The sequence below is a fragment of the Aeromonas lusitana genome, from assembly GCF_002812985.1.
Lineage (GTDB): Bacteria > Pseudomonadota > Gammaproteobacteria > Enterobacterales > Aeromonadaceae > Aeromonas > Aeromonas lusitana.
In genome coordinates, this window is the sequence record NZ_PGCP01000025.1 from 1 (window position 1) to 18,788 (window position 18,788).

The 18,788-nt window shown below is 61.6% G+C and carries 16 protein-coding genes, 1 rRNA gene and 1 riboswitch; of the genes, 8 read left to right on the forward strand and 9 right to left on the reverse strand.

Translation table 11 applies throughout. The features are described from left to right. The 3 genes from CUC44_RS15300 to CUC44_RS15310 form a co-directional block, all read right to left on the reverse strand. Nucleotides 1-1,076 (reverse strand): MJ1255/VC2487 family glycosyltransferase (locus CUC44_RS15300; RefSeq protein ID WP_100860755.1); only part of this gene is annotated, 1,076 nt, incomplete at its 3' end. Continuing rightward, complete coding sequence (locus tag CUC44_RS15305) at nucleotides 1,073-1,576, reverse strand: phosphatase PAP2 family protein (RefSeq protein ID WP_100860756.1); 504 nt, start codon at nucleotides 1,574-1,576, stop codon at nucleotides 1,073-1,075. The genes CUC44_RS15305 and CUC44_RS15300, both read right to left, overlap by 4 nt. A 144-nt stretch (nucleotides 1,577-1,720) precedes the next feature. Then, nucleotides 1,721-2,344, reverse strand: coding sequence for a TetR/AcrR family transcriptional regulator (locus tag CUC44_RS15310; RefSeq protein WP_100860757.1), 624 nt, complete (start codon nucleotides 2,342-2,344; stop codon nucleotides 1,721-1,723). A gap of 405 nt (nucleotides 2,345-2,749) precedes the next feature. On the opposite strand from CUC44_RS15310, the gene leuA reads away from it, so the two are divergent. The 5 genes from leuA to CUC44_RS15335 all read left to right on the forward strand — a co-directional run bounded on the left by leuA (nucleotide 2,750) and on the right by CUC44_RS15335 (nucleotide 8,628). Beyond that, nucleotides 2,750-4,312, forward strand: a complete 1,563-nt coding sequence (gene leuA, locus CUC44_RS15315) for a 2-isopropylmalate synthase (RefSeq protein WP_100860758.1) — start codon at nucleotides 2,750-2,752, stop codon at nucleotides 4,310-4,312. A 93-nt stretch (nucleotides 4,313-4,405) separates the two neighbouring features. After that, nucleotides 4,406-5,491: a 3-isopropylmalate dehydrogenase gene (leuB, locus tag CUC44_RS15320; protein WP_100860759.1), complete on the forward strand. Its 1,086-nt coding sequence runs from the start codon at nucleotides 4,406-4,408 to the stop codon at nucleotides 5,489-5,491. 27 nt (nucleotides 5,492-5,518) lie between these two features. Continuing rightward, on the forward strand, nucleotides 5,519-6,916 hold the full coding sequence (leuC, locus tag CUC44_RS15325; RefSeq protein WP_100860760.1) for a 3-isopropylmalate dehydratase large subunit: 1,398 nt from the start codon (nucleotides 5,519-5,521) through the stop codon (nucleotides 6,914-6,916). 12 nt (nucleotides 6,917-6,928) lie between these two features. Next, nucleotides 6,929-7,528: a 3-isopropylmalate dehydratase small subunit gene (gene leuD / locus CUC44_RS15330; RefSeq protein ID WP_100860761.1), complete on the forward strand. Its 600-nt coding sequence runs from the start codon at nucleotides 6,929-6,931 to the stop codon at nucleotides 7,526-7,528. A 158-nt stretch (nucleotides 7,529-7,686) separates the two neighbouring features. Beyond that, on the forward strand, nucleotides 7,687-8,628 hold the full coding sequence (locus CUC44_RS15335) for a transglutaminase-like domain-containing protein (protein WP_100860762.1): 942 nt from the start codon (nucleotides 7,687-7,689) through the stop codon (nucleotides 8,626-8,628). 169 nt (nucleotides 8,629-8,797) lie between these two features. On the opposite strand, the gene CUC44_RS15340 is transcribed toward CUC44_RS15335, so the two are convergent. Then, a complete protein-coding gene (locus CUC44_RS15340; RefSeq protein WP_100860763.1) occupies nucleotides 8,798-9,088 on the reverse strand; it encodes a PilZ domain-containing protein in 291 nt (96 codons plus the stop codon). Between the two features lie 92 nt (nucleotides 9,089-9,180). Next, nucleotides 9,181-9,271, forward strand: a riboswitch (TPP riboswitch). Nucleotides 9,272-9,324: 53 nt separating this feature from the next. On the opposite strand from CUC44_RS15340, the gene thiB reads away from it, so the two are divergent. The 3 genes from thiB to thiQ all read left to right on the forward strand — a co-directional run bounded on the left by thiB (nucleotide 9,325) and on the right by thiQ (nucleotide 12,685). Beyond that, on the forward strand, nucleotides 9,325-10,305 hold the full coding sequence (thiB, locus tag CUC44_RS15345) for a thiamine ABC transporter substrate binding subunit (protein ID WP_100860764.1): 981 nt from the start codon (nucleotides 9,325-9,327) through the stop codon (nucleotides 10,303-10,305). Further along, the gene (gene thiP / locus CUC44_RS15350; protein WP_100860765.1) at nucleotides 10,281-11,909 is read left to right on the forward strand and encodes a thiamine/thiamine pyrophosphate ABC transporter permease; all 1,629 of its coding nucleotides are present in this window, start codon (nucleotides 10,281-10,283) and stop codon (nucleotides 11,907-11,909) included. The genes thiB and thiP overlap by 25 nt, the downstream gene beginning before the upstream one ends. 68 nt (nucleotides 11,910-11,977) lie before the next feature. Next, a complete protein-coding gene (gene thiQ / locus CUC44_RS15355; RefSeq protein ID WP_100860766.1) occupies nucleotides 11,978-12,685 on the forward strand; it encodes a thiamine ABC transporter ATP-binding protein in 708 nt (235 codons plus the stop codon). A gap of 69 nt (nucleotides 12,686-12,754) precedes the next feature. Here thiQ and CUC44_RS15360 read toward each other — a convergent pair whose 3' ends face one another. From CUC44_RS15360 to rrf, 5 genes are all read right to left on the reverse strand, one after another. Further along, nucleotides 12,755-14,125, reverse strand: a complete 1,371-nt coding sequence (locus CUC44_RS15360) for a PhoH family protein (RefSeq protein ID WP_100860767.1) — start codon at nucleotides 14,123-14,125, stop codon at nucleotides 12,755-12,757. 208 nt (nucleotides 14,126-14,333) lie between these two features. Continuing rightward, entirely contained in the window at nucleotides 14,334-15,017 is a 684-nt protein-coding gene (locus tag CUC44_RS15365; protein WP_100860768.1) for a TSCPD domain-containing protein, read from the reverse strand. 9 nt (nucleotides 15,018-15,026) lie between these two features. Beyond that, the gene (locus CUC44_RS15370) at nucleotides 15,027-17,174 is read right to left on the reverse strand and encodes an adenosylcobalamin-dependent ribonucleoside-diphosphate reductase (protein WP_100860769.1); all 2,148 of its coding nucleotides are present in this window, start codon (nucleotides 17,172-17,174) and stop codon (nucleotides 15,027-15,029) included. Nucleotides 17,175-17,384: 210 nt separating this feature from the next. After that, nucleotides 17,385-17,834, reverse strand: a complete 450-nt coding sequence (locus tag CUC44_RS15375; protein ID WP_100860770.1) for an early set domain-containing protein — start codon at nucleotides 17,832-17,834, stop codon at nucleotides 17,385-17,387. Nucleotides 17,835-18,554: 720 nt separating this feature from the next. Next, nucleotides 18,555-18,669 (reverse strand): 5S ribosomal RNA (gene rrf / locus CUC44_RS15380). Nucleotides 18,670-18,788 lie beyond the last annotated feature (119 nt).

Sequence of the window (18,788 nt, forward strand, 5' to 3'; positions counted from 1 at the left end):
CGGGCCATGAGCGGCTTCTCCGCCAGTTCACTCAGCCGATCGCACACCTCCTCCGGGAAGAGGGTGCGGGCCCAGAGCCGGCGAGAGAGGGACTCAACCCCCTCCCCGGCCCCCGCCACCAGCCAGTCCGCCAACTCCCCCGCCACATCGGGATAGCGAATGGCCCCGCAAGCCGTACTGTCGAGCCAGTGGCGCACCCCGTTGGCGTCGAGCGTCTCCATCAACTGGGCCAGCCCCATCAGCTCCAGGGTCTTGCCGTTGGTGAGCTGCTCGAACTGACCGCCAAGGGGCTTGACCAAGAGCTTCTTGCCAAGGGAGAGCGCCTCGGAGGCCAGCTCGAAGCCGGCATTGGTGATGACCCCCCGGCAACCAGCCAGCGCCAGCTTGAAGCCTTCCCGCGCCTGTGGCTCGAAGTGGATGTTGCGCCACTGACTGGGGGTGCGAATGGCCGGGTGGAAGCAGACGAAGCGCTGCTGATTGAAGCGCGACAGCAGGGCTGCTATCTGCTCGGTCTGCTCGAAGGGCAGATAGACCAGCACCTGCTGATTGTCCGGCGCCAGCGAAATGGGATCTATGATGGGGGGCAGCAAGGGCTGACCGAAGTGAAACCAGTGCAGCCCAAGTGATTGGCTGACCGGGGCGAAGTGGTGCATCAGCTGACGGCTGAAGCCATTCTCACCCCAGCGCGGAATGGACCAGTCGAAGCTGGCCTGATGGCTGATGGTGAGACTGGGGATCTGCCAGCGACGGGCGGCGTGGGCACTGAGGGGTTCAAAATCGCTGATCACCAGGTCATAGCCGCGACAATCGAGGGCCCGCATGTCCTGCCAGAAGCGCAGGGGGGAGAGCCCCTTGAGGGTACGCCAGCCCGAGATGCGCCCCTCGTGGCTGACGAAGGTGATGCCGGGGAAGGTGCGATACTCCCCAAACTCCCCCATCTCGAAGTAGCCATCGGCGGCGCGGCCGCTGAACAGATAATCCACCTCTATCCCCCTGGCCTTGAAGGCGCGGGCCAGGGTACGACTGCGACTGATGTGACCGTTGCCTGTGCCCTGAACCCCGAACAGTATCTTCATGCCTGACTCCAGTTAAGAGCCCAGAGGGCGCAGCCACCGCCGAGCAGGGCGCCGGCTACCAGATCGCTCAGGTAGTGCACCCCGAGCAGCAGACGGGAAGCCCCGACCAGGATGGCCCAGGTGAACAAGAGCGGCGCCCAGAGCGGGAAACTGGCCGCCAGCACGGTCGCCATCAGAAAAGCAGCCGCGGTATGGCCGGAGGGCAAACTGTAGCGATCGGATGGGGTGATGAAGACAGGCAACCCTACCGGGCGCTGACGCCTCAGGGCATTCTTGAGCAGCAGATAGAGCGGCAGTTCGAGGGCAAACGCCAGCAGCGCTATGAGCACCAGCTCCCGCTCGGCCTCCCCCTGCCACCAGAGCAGGGCGGCCAGCACGGCGTAGAGCGGGCCGTCACCGGTACGGGAGATGACCCGACTGATCCTGGCTTGCGAGTGGTTGTAAGGGTGGAGCAGGCAGACACGGCACACCTGCAGGTCCCATTGCTGGATCTTGTTCATCACGCCCCCGTCCCTTGAGTCTCGAATCCAGACTAGGGCGGTGGAATGACAGTTCGTTGAAGGGCAGATAACAGATTTGTGAACAGCGCGATCAAAAAAGGGCCGAGCGGCCCTTTTTCATGATGCGTATGCGACTCGTGAAGATCAGTTCAGCGCGCCGCGCAGCCCGTTTTCCATCAGCTGGCAGTTGTGGGCCGCCAGTCGGCTCATGAAGTGTTCGTCCACAGTCAGGCCAAACACCTGCTCGTAGAGATCCTTCATCACGAACGGCTGCCACATCATGCTGAGGAAGGAGATCTTCAGCATCTCGGGATCCAGGTTGTCACCGAGCTGACCATTGGACTTCATGGATTCCAGCAGGGCATCGAACTGGGGCAGTTGACGCTCCAGCAGGCGGTTCAGCACGAAATCCCGGCCCGGGCTCTTTTCGGTCGATAATGCACTGGAGATGGCAGAGGTCAGTTCGCTGTTCGGTGCCATCACCTGGTAATAGGTATTGAGCAGATCGGTGAGGCTGCGGTTGCTGCTCTCGTCATGCCAGGCCTGATCCAGCGGCTCCGCCACATCCCCCAGCACGGCCTTGTAGAGGCCCTCTTTACTGCCGAAGTAGTAGTGGATCATCGCCAGATTGGAGCCAGCCAGCTCGGCGATCTCGCGGGTCGTCACCTTGCTGTAAGGAGTGTTGAGAAAACGCTCGCGCGCGGCGGCAAGCAGCTTGTCACGAATGTCGGAACGTCCGACCGGACGGCCAGGTCTGCGTTTTTCCATGGGATACCTCAGATAATTCAGCAAGGGCTGATAAGTCGATCTGAATCGTGTGGATGATCGAGTACAGCAGGAATGACCAGATAATCAGGCATGGACCGAACATGGGACAAGGAAATTTGCACTCCTTTACAATCCGATTAAATAACCCAGTGGATTGAACCTGCCGGTTCGAGTTGACACAGCATAAAAATCTCGATATTGGTAGAAGCGTTATCGACTGGATGGATTGAGTCATCATGCATATTGCCGCTCCGCTACTACTGCTTTCCCTAATCGCGACTCGTCGCGCGGGATCCTTGTAGCCGGGCTAAGGCATAGCCGGAATTTACAAAAACCCGTGCACCCCGCACGGGTTTTTTTATGCCGCGCGGATGCACGCACCGAACTTAGGAAGAGGGAAGTCACATGTCAGATCGCGTCATCATATTCGATACCACCCTGCGTGATGGTGAGCAGGCGCTGTCGGCCAGCCTGACAGTCAAGGAGAAGCTGCAGGTCGCACAGGCACTGGAGCGGCTCGGTGTCGACGTCATGGAAGTGGGCTTTCCCGTCTCCTCCCCCGGTGATTTTCTCTCGGTGCAGACCATAGCCCGCCACATCAAGAACAGCCGGGTCTGCGCCCTCGCCCGCGCCCTGCCCAAGGATATCGATGCCGCAGGCGAGGCGTTGAAAGTCGCGGACGCCTTCCGTATCCATACCTTTATCTCCACCTCCTCCATTCATGTGGAGAGCAAGCTCAAGAAGAGCTTCGAGGACGTGTTGGAGATGGGGATCAGCGCAGTCAAACATGCCCGCCGCTACACCGACGACGTGGAGTTCTCCTGCGAGGACGCGGGCCGCACCCCCATCGATAACCTGTGCCGCATGGTGGAGGCCGCCATCCGGGCCGGCGCCCGCACCATCAACATCCCGGACACCGTGGGCTACACGGTACCGACCGAGTTCTCCGGCATCATCCAGACCCTGTTCAATCGGGTACCTAACATAGACCAGGCCATCATCTCGGTGCACTGCCACGACGATCTCGGCCTGTCGGTGGCAAACTCCATTGGCGCCGTGCAGATGGGGGCCCGCCAGATCGAGTGCACCATCAACGGCATCGGCGAGCGGGCAGGCAACTGCTCCCTGGAAGAGGTGGCGATGATCCTCAAAACCCGCGCCGACCTGCTGGGAGTGCACACTAACATTCGCCACAGTGAAATTCACCGTACCAGCACCCTGGTGAGCCAGATCTGCAATATGCCGGTGCAGCCGAACAAGGCCATCGTCGGCGCCAACGCCTTCTCCCACAGCTCCGGTATCCACCAGGACGGCGTGCTCAAGGCCAAGAACACCTACGAGATCATCACCCCAGAGAGCATCGGTCTCACCCAGAACAGCCTGAACATGACCTCCCGCTCCGGTCGCCACGTCATCAAGCACCGCATGGAGTCCATGGGCTACGCCGAGAGCAGCTATGACCTGGACAACCTCTACGAGAAATTCCTGACCCTGGCGGACAAGAAGGGTCAGGTGTTCGATTACGACCTCGAGGCGCTGGCCTTCTTCAGCCAGATCCACGAAGAGCCCGAGCACTTCAAGCTGGAGTACCTCGGGGTGCAGAGCGGCAGCTCTGTGCTCGCCACCGCCTCGGTGAAATTGAAGGTGGGGCAGGAGACCATCAGCGAGGCCGCTACCGGCAACGGCCCGGTGGATGCGGTCTACCAGTGCATCAATCGCATCACCGGCTATGAGATCCGCATCGACAAGTACGAACTCAAGGGCAAGGGGGAAGGCAAGAACGCCCTCGGCCAGGTGGACATAGTCGCCGAGTACAAGGGCCGCAAGTTCCACGGCATGGGGCTGGCCACCGACATCATCGAATCCTCGGCCCAGGCCCTGGTCCACGTGATCAACAGCATCTGGCGCGCCGACATGGTCGCCGAGCAGATGGGGCAGAAGAACAACATCAAAACGGAAACCGTCTGAGCAGGCTGCTGAGCGGATGGACCCCAAAACGACATCGACACGGAAACAGACTGAGCCGCTGGAGCTCACACACAACATCAGGACGGAGACAGTATGAGCAGTTATCGGATCGCAGTATTGCCGGGTGACGGCATTGGCCCGGAAGTGATGGCCGAGGCCATCAAGGTGCTGGAAAAGGTGCAGGCCAAGTTTGGTTTCTCCCTCGACTATGACCGCCACGACGTGGGCGGCATCGCCATCGACAACCACGGCATCCCTTTGCCCCAGAGCACCATAGCGGGCTGCGAAGCCGCCGATGCCGTGCTGTTCGGCTCGGTGGGTGGCCCCAAGTGGGAGCATCTTCCGCCGAACGATCAGCCGGAGCGCGGCGCCCTGCTGCCCCTGCGCGCCCACTTCAAGCTGTTCTGCAACCTGCGCCCGGCCCGCATCTACACCGGCCTCGAGCAGTTTTCGCCGCTGCGTGCCGACATCTCGGATCGGGGCTTTGACATCGCCTGCGTGCGCGAGCTGACCGGCGGCATCTACTTCGGCCAGCCCAAGGGGCGCGAAGGGGAAGGCCCGAACGAGAAGGCATTCGATACCGAGGTCTATCACCGCTATGAGATCGAGCGCATCGCCAAGATAGCGTTCGAATCGGCTCGGGTGCGCAGGGCCAAAGTCACCTCCATCGACAAGGCCAACGTGCTCGCCTCCTCCATCCTGTGGCGCGAGGTGGTGAGCCAGGTTGCCAAGTCCTACCCGGACGTGGCCCTCAATCACATGTACATCGACAACGCCACCATGCAGCTCATCAAGGATCCGTCCCAGTTCGACGTCCTGCTCTGCTCCAACCTGTTCGGCGACATCCTCTCCGACGAGTGCGCCATGATCACCGGCTCCATGGGGCTGCTGCCCTCCGCCAGCCTGAACGAATCCGGCTTCGGCCTGTTCGAACCGGCCGGTGGCTCGGCGCCTGACATCGCCGGCAAGGGGATTGCGAACCCCATCGCCCAGATCCTCTCCGCCGCCCTGATGCTGCGCTATAGCCTGGGTCAAGAGGACGCCGCCAAGGCCATCGAGCAGGCGGTAGCCCAGGCCCTGGCCGAGGGTTACTTCACCGCCGACCTGCATCAGGCGAGTGCACAGCACCCGGTACAGAGCACGGCGGCCATGGGCGATCAGATAGCCTCACGCATCTGAAGCCATCAAAGAATAAGGAAGAGAGCAATGTCAAAGACCCTCTATCAAAAAGTGTTCGATGCCCACGTGGTGCGTGAAGTGGCCGGCGAGACGCCCCTCATCTACATAGACCGCCACCTGGTGCACGAAGTGACCAGCCCGCAGGCGTTCGACGGCCTGCGCGCCATGAACCGCCAGTTGCGCCGTCCGGATCTGACCTGGGCCACCATGGATCACAACGTCTCCACCACCACCAGGGACATCGCCGCCTCCGGCGAGATGGCCCGCATCCAGATGGAAACGCTGGCCGCCAACTGCAAGGAGTTCGGGGTTCGCCTCTACGATCTCAACCACAAGTACCAGGGCATAGTCCACGTGATGGGCCCCGAGCTTGGCATCACCTTGCCTGGCACCACCATCGTCTGCGGCGACTCCCACACCGCCACCCACGGCGCCTTTGGCTCCCTGGCGTTCGGCATCGGCACCTCGGAAGTGGAACACGTGATGGCCACCCAGACCCTGAAACAGGGTCGGGCCAAGACCATGCGCATCAGCGTCAACGGCAAGCTGGCGGAGGGCATCAGCGCGAAAGACGTGGTGCTCGCCATCATAGGCAAGGTCGGCCACGCCGGTGGCACCGGCTACGTAGTGGAGTTCGCGGGGGATGCCATCGCCGGCCTCTCCATGGAAGGGCGCATGACGGTGTGCAACATGGCCATCGAGCTCGGCGCCAAGGCGGGCATGATAGCCCCGGACCAGACCACCATCGACTACATCCGCGGCAAGGAGTTTGCCCCCGAGGGAGAGGCACTGGAGCAGGCCATCGCCTACTGGCAAACCCTCAACAGCGATGCCGATGCCAAGTTCGATGCAGAAGTGGTGCTCAACGGCGCCGATATCGCCCCTCAAGTCACCTGGGGCACCAACCCGGGTCAGGTGATCGCCGTGGGTGAGCCCATCCCGGATCCGGACTCCTTCACCGATCTGATGGAGCAGCAGTCCGCCCGCAAGGCGCTGGCCTATATGGACTTGCAACCGGGCCAGAAGCTCTCCGACGTCACCATCGACAAGGTATTCATCGGCTCTTGCACCAACAGTCGCATCGAGGACTTGCGCGCCGCCGCCGCCATCGCCCGTGGCCGCAAGGTCGCCGCCGGGGTGCAGGCCCTGGTGGTGCCGGGCTCCGAGCAGGTGAAGGCCCAGGCCGAGGCCGAGGGGCTGGACAAGATCTTCATCGAGGCAGGCTTTGAATGGCGTCTGCCAGGTTGCTCCATGTGTCTGGCCATGAACAACGACCGGCTGCAACCGGGAGAGCGCTGCGCCTCCACCAGCAACCGCAACTTCGAGGGGCGTCAGGGCCGTGCCGGTCGCACCCATCTGGTGAGCCCGGCCATGGCCGCCGCCGCCGCCGTCACCGGTCACTTTGCCGATATTCGTGCGCTGTAAGAGGGAATGAACATGACAGGATTCAAGCAACATAAGGGGATCGCGGTCCCCCTCGACAGCGTCAACGTCGATACCGATGCCATCATTCCAAAGCAGTTCCTGCAGAAGGTGAACCGCATCGGCTTTGGCAAGCACCTGTTCCACGACTGGCGCTTCCTGGACGATGCGGGCCAGCAACCGAACCCTGAGTTCGTGCTCAACCAATCGCGTTACGCGGGGGCCAGCATACTGCTGGCGCGGGAGAACTTCGGTTGTGGCTCGAGCCGCGAGCACGCCCCCTGGGCGCTGGCGGATTACGGCTTCAAGACCATCATAGCCCCGAGCTTCGCCGACATCTTCTACGGCAACGCCATCAACAACGGCATGGTGCCGGTGCGTTTGAAAGACGAAGAAGTCGAGGCCCTGTTCCAACTGGTCACGGCCAACCCGGGCCAGCAGATCGAGGTGGATCTGGAGGCGAACCAGGTGCGCGCCGGTACGCTCAGCTTTGGTTTCGAGATAGACGAGTTCCGCCGCTACTGCCTGCTCAACGGGCTGGATGCCATCGGCCTGACCCTGCAACACGAGGCGGCCATCGGCGCCTTCGAGGCGAAGCAGCCTAGCTGGATCTAAGGGTTCAAGACCCACCTCGGCGCTGGCGAGAGAAGGCAGCCGAGCGGGTTCTAAACGGCCCGCAATAAAACGAGTAGAATCCACAGGGAGCCCAGGCTCCCTGTTTTATTTCCTGCTCGGCGGCCAAGTCGGCCGAGACAGGACCCAAGGAGAAGAGAATGACCAAAGCGAGCCCCCTGCCCCTGCTCTGCGCCCTGCTCTGCGCCCTGCTGTTCGCCCTGCCGGCCTCTGCCGGGCAGAGCTATTTTCACAGCAACGGCGGTCAGCTCAACGTCGGCTGGCAGGACAGGGAGGGCAAGGCGCAGCAGCTCAGCTACCGGCTGGAGACGGGCCAGTTGCCGCCCCTCATCGCCTATCGCCCGGAGAGGATGCAGGAAGATATGCTGCAGCAGCTGTTGCAACAGGCCATCATCGAGTTCCCCGAGGTGCAGTTCTCCCTCTCCCGCCCCGAGCTTGCCCTCGGCATCAAGAGCCGCAACGCCGACAAGGCGAGGGAAGCCCAGGCCTGGGTCAAACCCGAGCAGGCGAAACTGGAAGCCGAGTGGCTCAAGCAGCACTACTTCCAGCGTTTCACCCCATACGATGGGATGCCCGCCATCAAGCAGGATCACGTGCGCATCGCCCTGGAGAGCCGGGCCGAGCTGGCGCCGCTCGCGGATCAGCTCAAGCGACAGAGTGCGACCGAGGTGGAGGCGCGCCAGCAGACGGTGGCCTTCATGCTCGACTTCGTGCAGGCCATCCCCTACACCCTGCTGGACAGCCAGTCAGGCCGTGCCGGCAAGGGGTTCCTGACCCCGCGCCAGGTGCTGGAGCAGAACCGGGGGGATTGCGACAGCAAGGTGACCCTGATGGCGGCCATGCTGGCCCAGCTCTTCCCGGAGCTGCCTCAGGCCATGCTGTTCGTGCCGGGTCACGCCCTGCTGGGGGTCGCCCTGCCCGCCAAGGCGGGAGATGCGGTGCTCAGCTGGCAGGGGCAGACCTACCTGCTGATGGAGCCGACCGGTCCGGCCCAGCTTCCCATGGGTCAGCTGGCCCCCACCAGCAGGACGCTGGTCGACAGCCGGCAGTTGAGCGTGCAACCCGTGCTGGCCAGCCAATAAACCGTGGAAGAGCTGTATGGATGAGGCACAGATCGGCCACCTTTTCCCGTCATACGGGCCGGACATGGCAAGATGCGGGCACTAACAGCAGCAGGCTATGCTGCCTGAGATAAAAAAACATCGGCCAGCAGATGCTGACCGATAAAAAGCAGTGAAATATATTGCCGGATCAGGCCTGGGGCAGAAACTCCAGCGCCAGCAAGAGCCCCTTCTCCTCCTCCAGCACCCGCACTATGCGGGCCTGGGCCTCGAAGGGGGGCAGCAGGTTGCTGCTGGTGGCCAGGCTCACCCTAAGGGGGATTGCCACATCGAAACTGTGCTCGTTGACCTCGACTCCCATGCCGTTGGCACTGAGATCCCGGCAGACTCCCTCCAGCACCTTGTGATGCTGGAACAGGGTGACGGGGGCATTGATGACCATGCGCGTAAAGGCGCGCCTTTCCTTGGTGCTGGTGATCATGTCAGGCATCCTCCATGGGGTTGGGCTCACGGGGCGCGGCCCACCAAACATAGTGCTGGCCTCCCCCCGCGAAGGCCAATACAATGCGAATCGTTTCTCAAACGGGGTGCGGTTTACCGCTGAGATTATACCCGTGAACCTGATCCAGATAATGCTGGCGGAGGAATTTGAGGCATGGCGCTCGTTTTTTGCGCCCTCATCCGCTGGCAGCTCGCAACCCACAGGGAGTGCCATCGATGAAAACCCTACTGCTGGTCGCCACCAGCCTGCTCAGTGCCCAGGCCTTCGCCGCCGATACCCTCACCGTCTACACCTACGGCTCCTTCGCCAGCGAATGGGGTCCGGGTCCCAAGATCAAACAGGCCTTCGAGAAGGAGTGCGGCTGCACCCTCAATCTGGTGGCGCTGGAAGACGGGGTCGCCATCCTCAACCGGCTGCGACTGGAAGGCAAACACAGCAAGGCCGACATGGTGCTGGGGCTGGATGACGCCCTGGTGAGCGAGGCCAAGCAGAGCGGCCTGTTCGCTCCCCATCATGTGGATCTGGCCGCCCTCAAGGTGCCGGGTGGCTGGCAGGACGATACCTTCGTCCCCTATGACTACGGCTACTTCGCCTTCGTCTACAACAAGGACAAACTCAAGACCCCGCCCAAGAGCCTGAAGGAGCTGGTGGAGCGCCCCGATCTCAAGGTGATCTACCAGGATCCCCGCACCTCCACCCCGGGTCAGGGGCTGATGCTGTGGATGAAATCCGTCTATGGCGACCAGGCGCCCGCCGCCTGGGCCCAGCTTGCCAAGAAGACGGTCACCGTCACCAAGGGCTGGTCCGAGGCCTATGGCATGTTCCTCGATGGGGAGGCTGACATGGTGCTCTCCTACACCACCTCCCCGGCCTATCATCTGATCGCCGAGAACAAGGCCCAGTACCAGGCCGCCGCCTTCGAAGAGGGTCACTACCGTCAGGTGGAAGTGGCTGCCAAGCTGGCGAGCGCCAAGCAAGACAAGCTGGCCGACCGCTTCCTGCAGTTCATGGTCAGCCCCGCCTTCCAGCAGGAGATCCCGGGCGGCAACTGGATGTACCCTGTGATAGACACCCCGTTGCCCAAGGGTTTCGAGCAGATGATCACAGTCGCCAAGCCGCTGAGCTTCACCTCTGACGAAGTAGCCGCCAATCGCAAGGGCTGGATCCGGGAATGGCTGCAAGCCGTCACCCAGTGATACCCCACTCTCGTCCTCTCTGGTGGCTGCCGGGTAGCGCAGCCACCGCCGTTATCCTGCTGCTCTCCCTCGGCCCCCTCGCCGCTCTCTTGTGGCAGGCGGGGGGGCTCCCGAGCACCCTGCTGGCAGACCCCTACCTGCGCCACGTGCTGGGCTTCAGCCTGGGGCAGGCCCTGCTCTCCACCCTGCTGAGCCTGGGGCTGGCCATTCCGGTGGCGCGGGCCCTGGCGCGGCGCCGTTTTCGCGGCCGCCGGCTGCTGCTCAAGCTGTTCGGCCTCTCCCTGGTGCTGCCGGTCATCATCGCCATCTTTGGTATCGTCGCGGTGCACGGCTCCCAGGGCTGGCTGCCCCATGCCCTGCGCAGCCTCGGGCTGGATCCCGGCAACTACCTGTACGGTCTGTTTGGCATCTTGCTGGCCCACGTGTTCTTCAACATGCCGCTGGCGGCGCGCCTCATCTTGCAGGGCATAGAGAGCATTCCCGAGTCCTCCTGGCGCCTCGCCAGCCAGCTCGGCATGCGCTCCTCCCACATCTTCCGGCTGCTGGAGTGGCCCATCATACGTGGCCTGCTGCCGGGATTGGCGAGCCTCATCTTCATGCTCTGTTTCACCAGCTTCACCACTGTGCTGGCGCTCGGCGGCGGCCCCAAGTCCACCACCCTGGAGGTGGCCGTCTATCAGGCCCTGCGCTTTGACTTCGATCTCGCCACTGCGGGCGGCCTGGCCCTGGTGCAGCTGCTGCTGACCGCGGGCCTCTTGCTGCTGCAACACAAGTTGCAGACCAGCCCGTCCAGTCGCCTCACCAGTCGCCGCCCCTGCCTGCGGCCGGATAGACAGCAGCCAGGCACCCGCTGGGTGGATGGTACCGCCCTCATCCTCGGCCTCGCCATCTTCCTGCCGCCCCTGCTGGCCATAGTGGTCGCAGGCTTCAATCCCGGCCTGCTGACAGCGCTCGGTTCCTCCCGGCTGTGGCAGGCGGGGGCGCAATCCCTCGGCATCGCGCTGGCGGCGGGGAGCCTGGCCACTCTGCTCGGCGCCGCTCTGCTGCTCACCAGCCGCCACTTGCGGGTGCGGGCGCGCAAACGGCGAGCGGCGGCCCTGTGGGAGACCAGCGGCTCCATGATCCTGATGATCCCGGCGGTGGTGCTCAGCACCGGCCTCTTCATCCTGTTTATGCCCTTCACCGACGTCTTCGCCCTCGGCCCCTGGCTGGTGGTGCTGGTCAACGCCCTGATGGCGCTGCCCTATGTGCTGCGCACCTTGAGCGCCCCCATGCAGCTGGTGGTACGCCAGTACGACAGGCTGGCGGACAGCCTGGGGGTGCGCGGCCTGCAGCGCCTGCGCCTGGTCGAATGGCCCCTGCTGCGCCGCCCCCTGGCGCTGGCCATGGCGCTCTCCATGATCTTGTCTTTAGGGGATCTCGGCGCCATCGCCATGTTCGGCAGCCAGGCCCTCACCACCCTGCCCTGGCTGCTCTATCAGCAGCTCGGCAGCTACCGGCTGACCGACGCGGCGGCTACCGCCCTGCTGCTGCTCACCTTCTGCTTCTCCCTGTTCTGGCTGGTGGAGCGGGGTCTGGGGGGTAAAAATCTGGATGCGGGATAGTCGAGTTTGCTGCCATGGTACGGTTTCACATGCGGTCTGCGCACCCAGCCATATCACAGGAGTCAAAGATGCTGTTAATTGATGATCTGGCAACCAGTTACCCTGATTGGCGCGTCAGCTTCAACGCCTCCCTGCCCAAGGGGGAGATCACGGCGCTGATCGGCCCAAGCGGCGCAGGCAAATCGACCCTGCTCGGCATGATAGCGGGATTCGTGCCGGTAGAATCCGGTCGCCTCAGCTTCGATGGCATCGACCTGCTGCCGCTCGGCCCCGCCGAGCGCCCCGTCACCACCCTGTTTCAGGATCACAACCTGTTCCTGCACCTGTCGGTATTCGACAACATCGCCATCGGCCTGCATCCGGGCCTGCGCCTGAGCCCGGCCCAGCGCGCCCAGGTGAAGGAGGCGGCGACCCGGGTCGGACTCGGCGACATGCAGGATCGACTGCCGGAGCAGCTCTCCGGCGGCCAACAGCAACGGGTCGGCCTGGCCCGCGCCCTGGTACGTGGCAAGCCGCTGCTGCTACTGGACGAGCCCTTCTCGGCGCTGGACCCCGCCCTGCGCCGGGAGATGCTGGCGGAGGTCGCCCGACTCGCCTGCGAGCAGGGCATTACCGTGCTGATGGTGTCCCATAACCCGGAAGACGCTCAGCTCATCGCCGATCGGGTGCTGTTCGTGGACGAGGGGCGCATCGCCCTGCAGGGCACGCCGGACATTCTGCAAAACAGCGATCACCCGGGTCTGCAGCGCTATCTGGGTCACTCGCACACTTCCTGAAGCGGGATCGCGGGATCAAAAAAGGGAGGCCAATGGCCTCCCTCTTTCATATGAAGATATTGCGTGAAATCAGAGGTTTTCCTCGGCGAAGGAGGCGAGCTTGCTGCGCACCACCCCGTTCAGGAAGATGTTGGCACTGCCGTCGAAATCCTTGAAGCGCTCGACGATATAGGTCAGGCCCGAAGTCACCGGGCTCAGGTAGTTGGAGTCAATCTGGGCCAGGTTGCCGGAGCAGACGATCTTGGTGCCCTCGCCGCAGCGGGTGATGATGGTCTTGATCTGGGACGCGGTCAGGTTCTGACACTCGTCCAGCAATACGAAGGTGTTCTGGATGCTGCGCCCGCGCATGAAGTTGACGGATTTGAACTGGATGTTGGCCTTCTCCATGATGTAGCTCAGGGACCCGCTCATGTTCTCGTCCTGCTTGTGCAGCACCTCCAGGGTGTCGGTGACCGCCGCCAGCCAGGGCATCATCTTCTCTTCTTCGGTGCCGGGCAGGAAGCCGATGCTCTCGGCGATCTCCGGGGTGTTGCGGGTGACGATGACCTTCTCGTAGATCCCCTTCTCGATCACCAGCTCCAGCGCCGCCGCCATGGCCAGCAAGGTCTTGCCGCAACCGGCCGGGCCGGTCAGGATCACCAGATCGATGTGCGGATCCAGCAGGGCATCCAGCGCCATGCCCTGATAGACGTTCTTGGGATGAACGCCCCAGGCCTTGCGGGACATCAGCCGCTCCCGGCCCAGATCTTTCAGGCGGATCTTGTGACCGTCGTGGCTCAGCACCCGGGCGGCGAAGAAGTTCTCCTCGTCCAGCAGGTACTGATTGACGTGCACCCCCTCCAGCAGCTCGGCATCGATCACATGGACGGTGTCCCGGCCGTGGGTCTCGCTGTCGCACTCGCCGACCCGCTCCCAGAAGCTGCCTGGCACCACCTGGAAGCCCTTGGCCAACAGACGGATGTCGTCGATCAACTGGTCGCTGCGATAGTCCTCAACGTGCGCCAGCCCGGCACCCTTGGCCTTGAGGCGCATGTTGATGTCTTTGGTCACCAGCACCACCTGGCGTTTCATCTCATGCTTTTGCAGGTAGAGGGCGGCGTTGATGATGCGGTTGTCCGCCTCCTTGTCGGTGAACACCTCGGCATCCTGGGGCAGATGGTGATCGCTGAAGATGGAGATGTGACCGCTCGCCTCGCCGGCCAGCGCCACCCCCTGCACTATCTGCTCGGGGGTGGCATCGCGGAACACGTCTTCCAGCGCGCGGATGGCGACCCGCGCATCACGGCTGACGTCTTTCTGGCGATCCTTGATGTTGTCGAGCTCTTCGAGCACCGTCATGGGGATGAGCACGTCGTGCTCTTTGAAGGAGTAGATGGCGAGGGGTTCGTGAAGCAGAACGTTGGTATCCAGGATAAACAGCTTTCGGTCCGTATTGTCCATAAGCATCCTCCTTGGCACTGAAGGTGCCACGTGTGTGAATCTCAGATGTCATTGAAACCACACGGCCGTGACAGTTTTATTACCTCCCAACGCTACCCCCGATTTTACCGTCGCGCAACATTTCCCTTGGCCGTTCCAACTGATTGTATATAAAGCAATCAATAAAAAAGACCGGCCCATTGGCCGGTCTTTTTGAGACTCTATCTTCTCAACCGCACTTGGAATCGCCGCAGTTCAAGCAGGTCATGCAGCCATCTTTCAGCACAAGCGCCTTGGTGTGGCACTTGTAGCAGAGCGCCGCATTGGCGGGGAAACCGCTGCCAGCAGATTGCGCTGCTTCTTCCTGCTCGCTCTGCAACTGGGCCTTCTTCTCGGCCAGGAAGGCCTGCTGATGCTCATCCAGCCCTGGGGCCTTGAGCATGCCGATCTCGGTGAGATGGGTCTCGATCACGTTGCCAATCTCGGCAATCAGGGAGGGAACGTACTTGCCCTTGTTCCAGTAACCCCCCTTGGGATCGAACACGGATCTCAGCTCCTCCACCAGGAAGGTGACATCTCCGCCCTTGCGAAACACAGCCGAGATGATGCGGGTCAGCGCCACTATCCACTGATAGTGCTCCAGGCTTTTGGAGTTGATGAAGATCTCGAACGGGCGGCGACTCTCGTGCACAGTGCCCTCGTTGAGAATGATGTCGTTGATGGTGATGAACAGTGAGTGCTCGGAGACATGCTCCGGCGTCTTCAACTTGTAGGTGGTGCCCATCAGCCGCTCCGGCCGCAGCACCGTCTCATGCATCTGCACCACGTCATCCTGCGGCGCCGGCGCTTCTTGCGGCTCGTCCCGGGTTTGCACCTTGTAAGCGACGATTTTCCTGTCGATCTTCTTGACCATGTGTCGTCCTCAGAATTTACCGTAATAGCCTTCTTTCAAGGCGTCATAGAGGTTGGCGGCGGTGTGCAGCTCCCCATCGTATTCGATCTCTTCATTGCCCCTGGCTGTGATGACGGAGCCATCCTCCAGGGTGAACTCGTATAGGGTATTTTCCAGATCCTTCTCCTTCACCAGCACCCCCTGGAAGGCTTCGGGGTTGAAGCGGAAGGTGGTGCAACCCTTGAGCCCCGAATCAGAAGCATAGAGGTAGATGTCCTTGAACTGCTCGAACGGGAAGTCGGTCGGGATGTTCGCCGTCTTGGAGATGGAGGAATCTATCCAGCGCTGGGCCGCGGCCTGGATGTCCACGTGTTCGGTCGGACTGATGTCATCGGCGGTGATGAAGTAGTCCGGCAGCCGGCTCCCCTCATCCTCCCCATAGGGCATGGCGCCTGGGTTGACCAGCGCGCGGTAGGCCAGCAGCTCGAAGGAGTAGACGTCCACGCTCTCCTTGCTCTTCTTGCCTGGCTTGATGACGTTGCGGCTGTAGTGGTGGGCGAAGCTCGGCTCTATGCCATTGCTGGCGTTGTTGGCGAGCGACAGAGAGATGGTCCCGGTCGGCGCTATGCTGCTGTGATGGGTGAAACGGCCCCCCACCTCAGCCAGATCGGCCACCAAGGCGGGATCCACCTCGGCCACCTGCTGCATGTAGCGGCTATAGCGGGCGTGCAGCACCCGGCCTTTGATCTTGTCACCGATCTTGATGCCATCGGCCGCCATCTCCGGGCGCAGACGCAGCATCTTGCCGGTCACCTCGAACTCCTGCTCCATGATGGGAGCCGGCCCTTTCTCCCTCGCCAGGGCCAAAGACTCGCGCCAGCCGGTCATGGCCAGCTCCTGGGAGACCTCCTCGGTAAAGGCTACGGAGGTGGCGGAGCCATATTTTATCCGCAGCATGGCGAGGGTCGAGCCAAGCCCGAGGAAGCCCATGCCGTGACGACGCTTATTGATGATCTCTTCCCGCTGTTTAGCCAGCGGCAGCTGGTTGATCTCCACCACGTTGTCCAGCATGCGGGTGAAGATGGCCACCACCTTGCGAAACGCGGGCCAGTCAAAGCTCGCCTGCTCGGTGAAGGGATTGCGCACAAACTTGGTCAGGTTGACCGAGCCCAGCAGGCAGGCGCCATAGGGGGGCAACGGCTGCTCGCCGCAGGGGTTGGTGGCGCGGATCTCCTCGCAGAACCAGTTGTTGTTCATCTGGTTCACTTTGTCGATCAGGATGAAACCGGGCTCAGCGTAGTCGTAGGTGGAACTCATGATGACGTTCCAGAGCTTCTTGGCTGGAAGCGTCTTGTAGCGCTTGCAGGCCACTTGCCCCAATTCGTTGATGACCACCCCTTCCTTGTTCGGCCAGTCGGCCCAGATCACCTGCTCTGGGTCGTCCAGCGCGATCCCGTCCTGCTCCACCTCTTTCGCCGTGTAGGGGAAGATGAGCGTCCAGGGGGCATCCTCCTTCACCGCCTTGACGAACTCCTCTGTGATGAGCAGGGATAGATTGAACTGGCGCAGGCGACCATCTTCTCGCTTGGCCTGGATGAACTCGACGACGTCCGGGTGGCGGATATCCATGGTCCCCATCTGGGCGCCGCGGCGACCGCCGGCGGACGAGACGGTGAAACACATCTTGTCGTAGATATCCATGAAGGAGAGAGGCCCTGAGGTGTAGGCACCGGCGCCGGAGACGAAGGCACCGCGTGGGCGCAGGGTGGAAAAGTCATAGCCGATGCCGCAACCCGCCTTCAGGGTCAGCCCCGCCTCGTGCACCTTCCCGAGGATGTCGTCCATGGAATCTTCTATGGTGCCGGAGACGGTGCAGTTGATGGTGGAGGTGGCGGGCTTGTGCTCGAAGGCCCCCGCATTGGAGGTGATGCGCCCCGCCGGGATGGCCCCGCTGCGCAGCGCCCACAGGAAGGGCTCATACCAAGCATCAGGCTCGTGCTCCTGTGCGGCCAGGGCGCGGGCCACCCGTTGGTAGGTCTCGTCAACCGAGCCGTCGATGGGAGCCCCGTCCTTGCGCTTGAGGCGATACTTGCTGTCCCAGATCTCGAGAGAGGTTTCCTGCAGGGGAATGAGAGCGGTGCCGGGATCTGTCTCCAGCACCGGATTGGATTTAGCCATTTTCAAGCCACCTTATGTGAGTGCATCAGCGTCATGACAGGGATCAAAACACAACAAATAGGTGAATGTGAAATACAAAAACACTATATATAGTATTCACCCTATGATGAAGCATAGTGCCTGCCCAAAAAAATGCCCCGGCCAGCAGGTCTCTGGGCCAGGGCATATCACAGTTTCATCGCCCGGGGATTGGCTCCCCGGGGAGCATGATCAGGGCTTCTTGACGTAGACGGTCGGGGTCTCACCGGCCAGGTTCAGATAGAACTCATACACCCCATCCGTCTCCGGCGAGAACTTCATGTCCTCGTACTTGGAGCAGGGGTTGACCGGCACCGGCTCGCCGCCCAGCACGGCCACGCCATCGCTCGGGCTCTTGTAGCCAAAGTTGGTACCGCAGCTCCAGCCGGAGTCACCGAACTTGAACTTGTAAGGTGCCCACTCCTTCTTGAGTGTGCCCTTGGCCATGTACAGCTTGTCGGCCACCTTGACCACCTTGGTCTCATCGTTGGCCATCCAGTCATTCATCTCCCCACGCAGGTAGATGGACTTGCCGCCAAAATCGCTGTTGTCCGCCCCTTGTTCAGCGCCACCACTAGATGCGCAACCGCCTAATACCAGGGTTCCCGCCGCCAGCATCATCGTTACTGTTCTCTTGAACATGTGTCCATTCCTCAGATTATTGTGATTCCTTGGCCCAATCGAATGTGGGCAGAGGCATTAAAGCAGAGCGGGCCAGGCAAGAAAGGTAGGGGTATCACATTCTGTACTTTTTATATTCAAAACAAGGGTGAACGGAGAAGTCTCGAACCATGGGATGTCAGGGCAGGAAAAGGAATACGGGCCAAAGAGTCCTTGTTGCATCCGGTACATCGACCTGCGTGTATCCACTTCGGGCAATGGTGATTACCTGCCTGATCCCAACAATTTCAAGGAGTGGCAATTACCTATCTGGCCACGCCCGTTTCAGGCAATGTTGATGACCTTCCTCACCACGCCCGTTTCGGGTAAGAGTGATAATCAATGCAAGGCATAGCCGCCTTGTATATGGGGTGGAGAGAAGATACGAGCAGACGCAATAGTCCGGTAGTCCGGTAGTCCGGTAGTCCGGTAGTCCGGTAGTCCGGTAGTCCGGTAGTCCGGTAGTCCGGTAGTCCGGTAGTCCGGTAGTCCGGTAGTCCGGTAGTCCGGTAGTGTGGCGCGAAAAACAGGCAGGAGATAGGTAATCGGAGGCATAGAAGGCAGTGTATTTGACTGAATTGATATTGTTTTACGATGCAGTTGTCTGATAAACAGGCTCTGGATGGACAGAATGTTTGCCCCTTCCCAAATCCCAGCCAATAAAAAAGCCCGCTCAGATGAGCGGGCTTCTTCTAATTGGGTGCCTGGCAGTGTCCTACTCTCGCATGGCGAATGCCACACTACCATCGGCGCTACCGCGTTTCACTTCTGAGTTCGGCATGGGATCAGGTGGTTCCACGGCGCTATGGCCGCCAGGCAAATTCTTCAATCTCGGAAAGCTGACGTGAATAACGACTGTCACCGGTAAGGTGGGTCGCTATCACTGAATTTGTAAGTAGTTCATGCACTTGCTACAAGGCCAGAAACCTGTCTCTT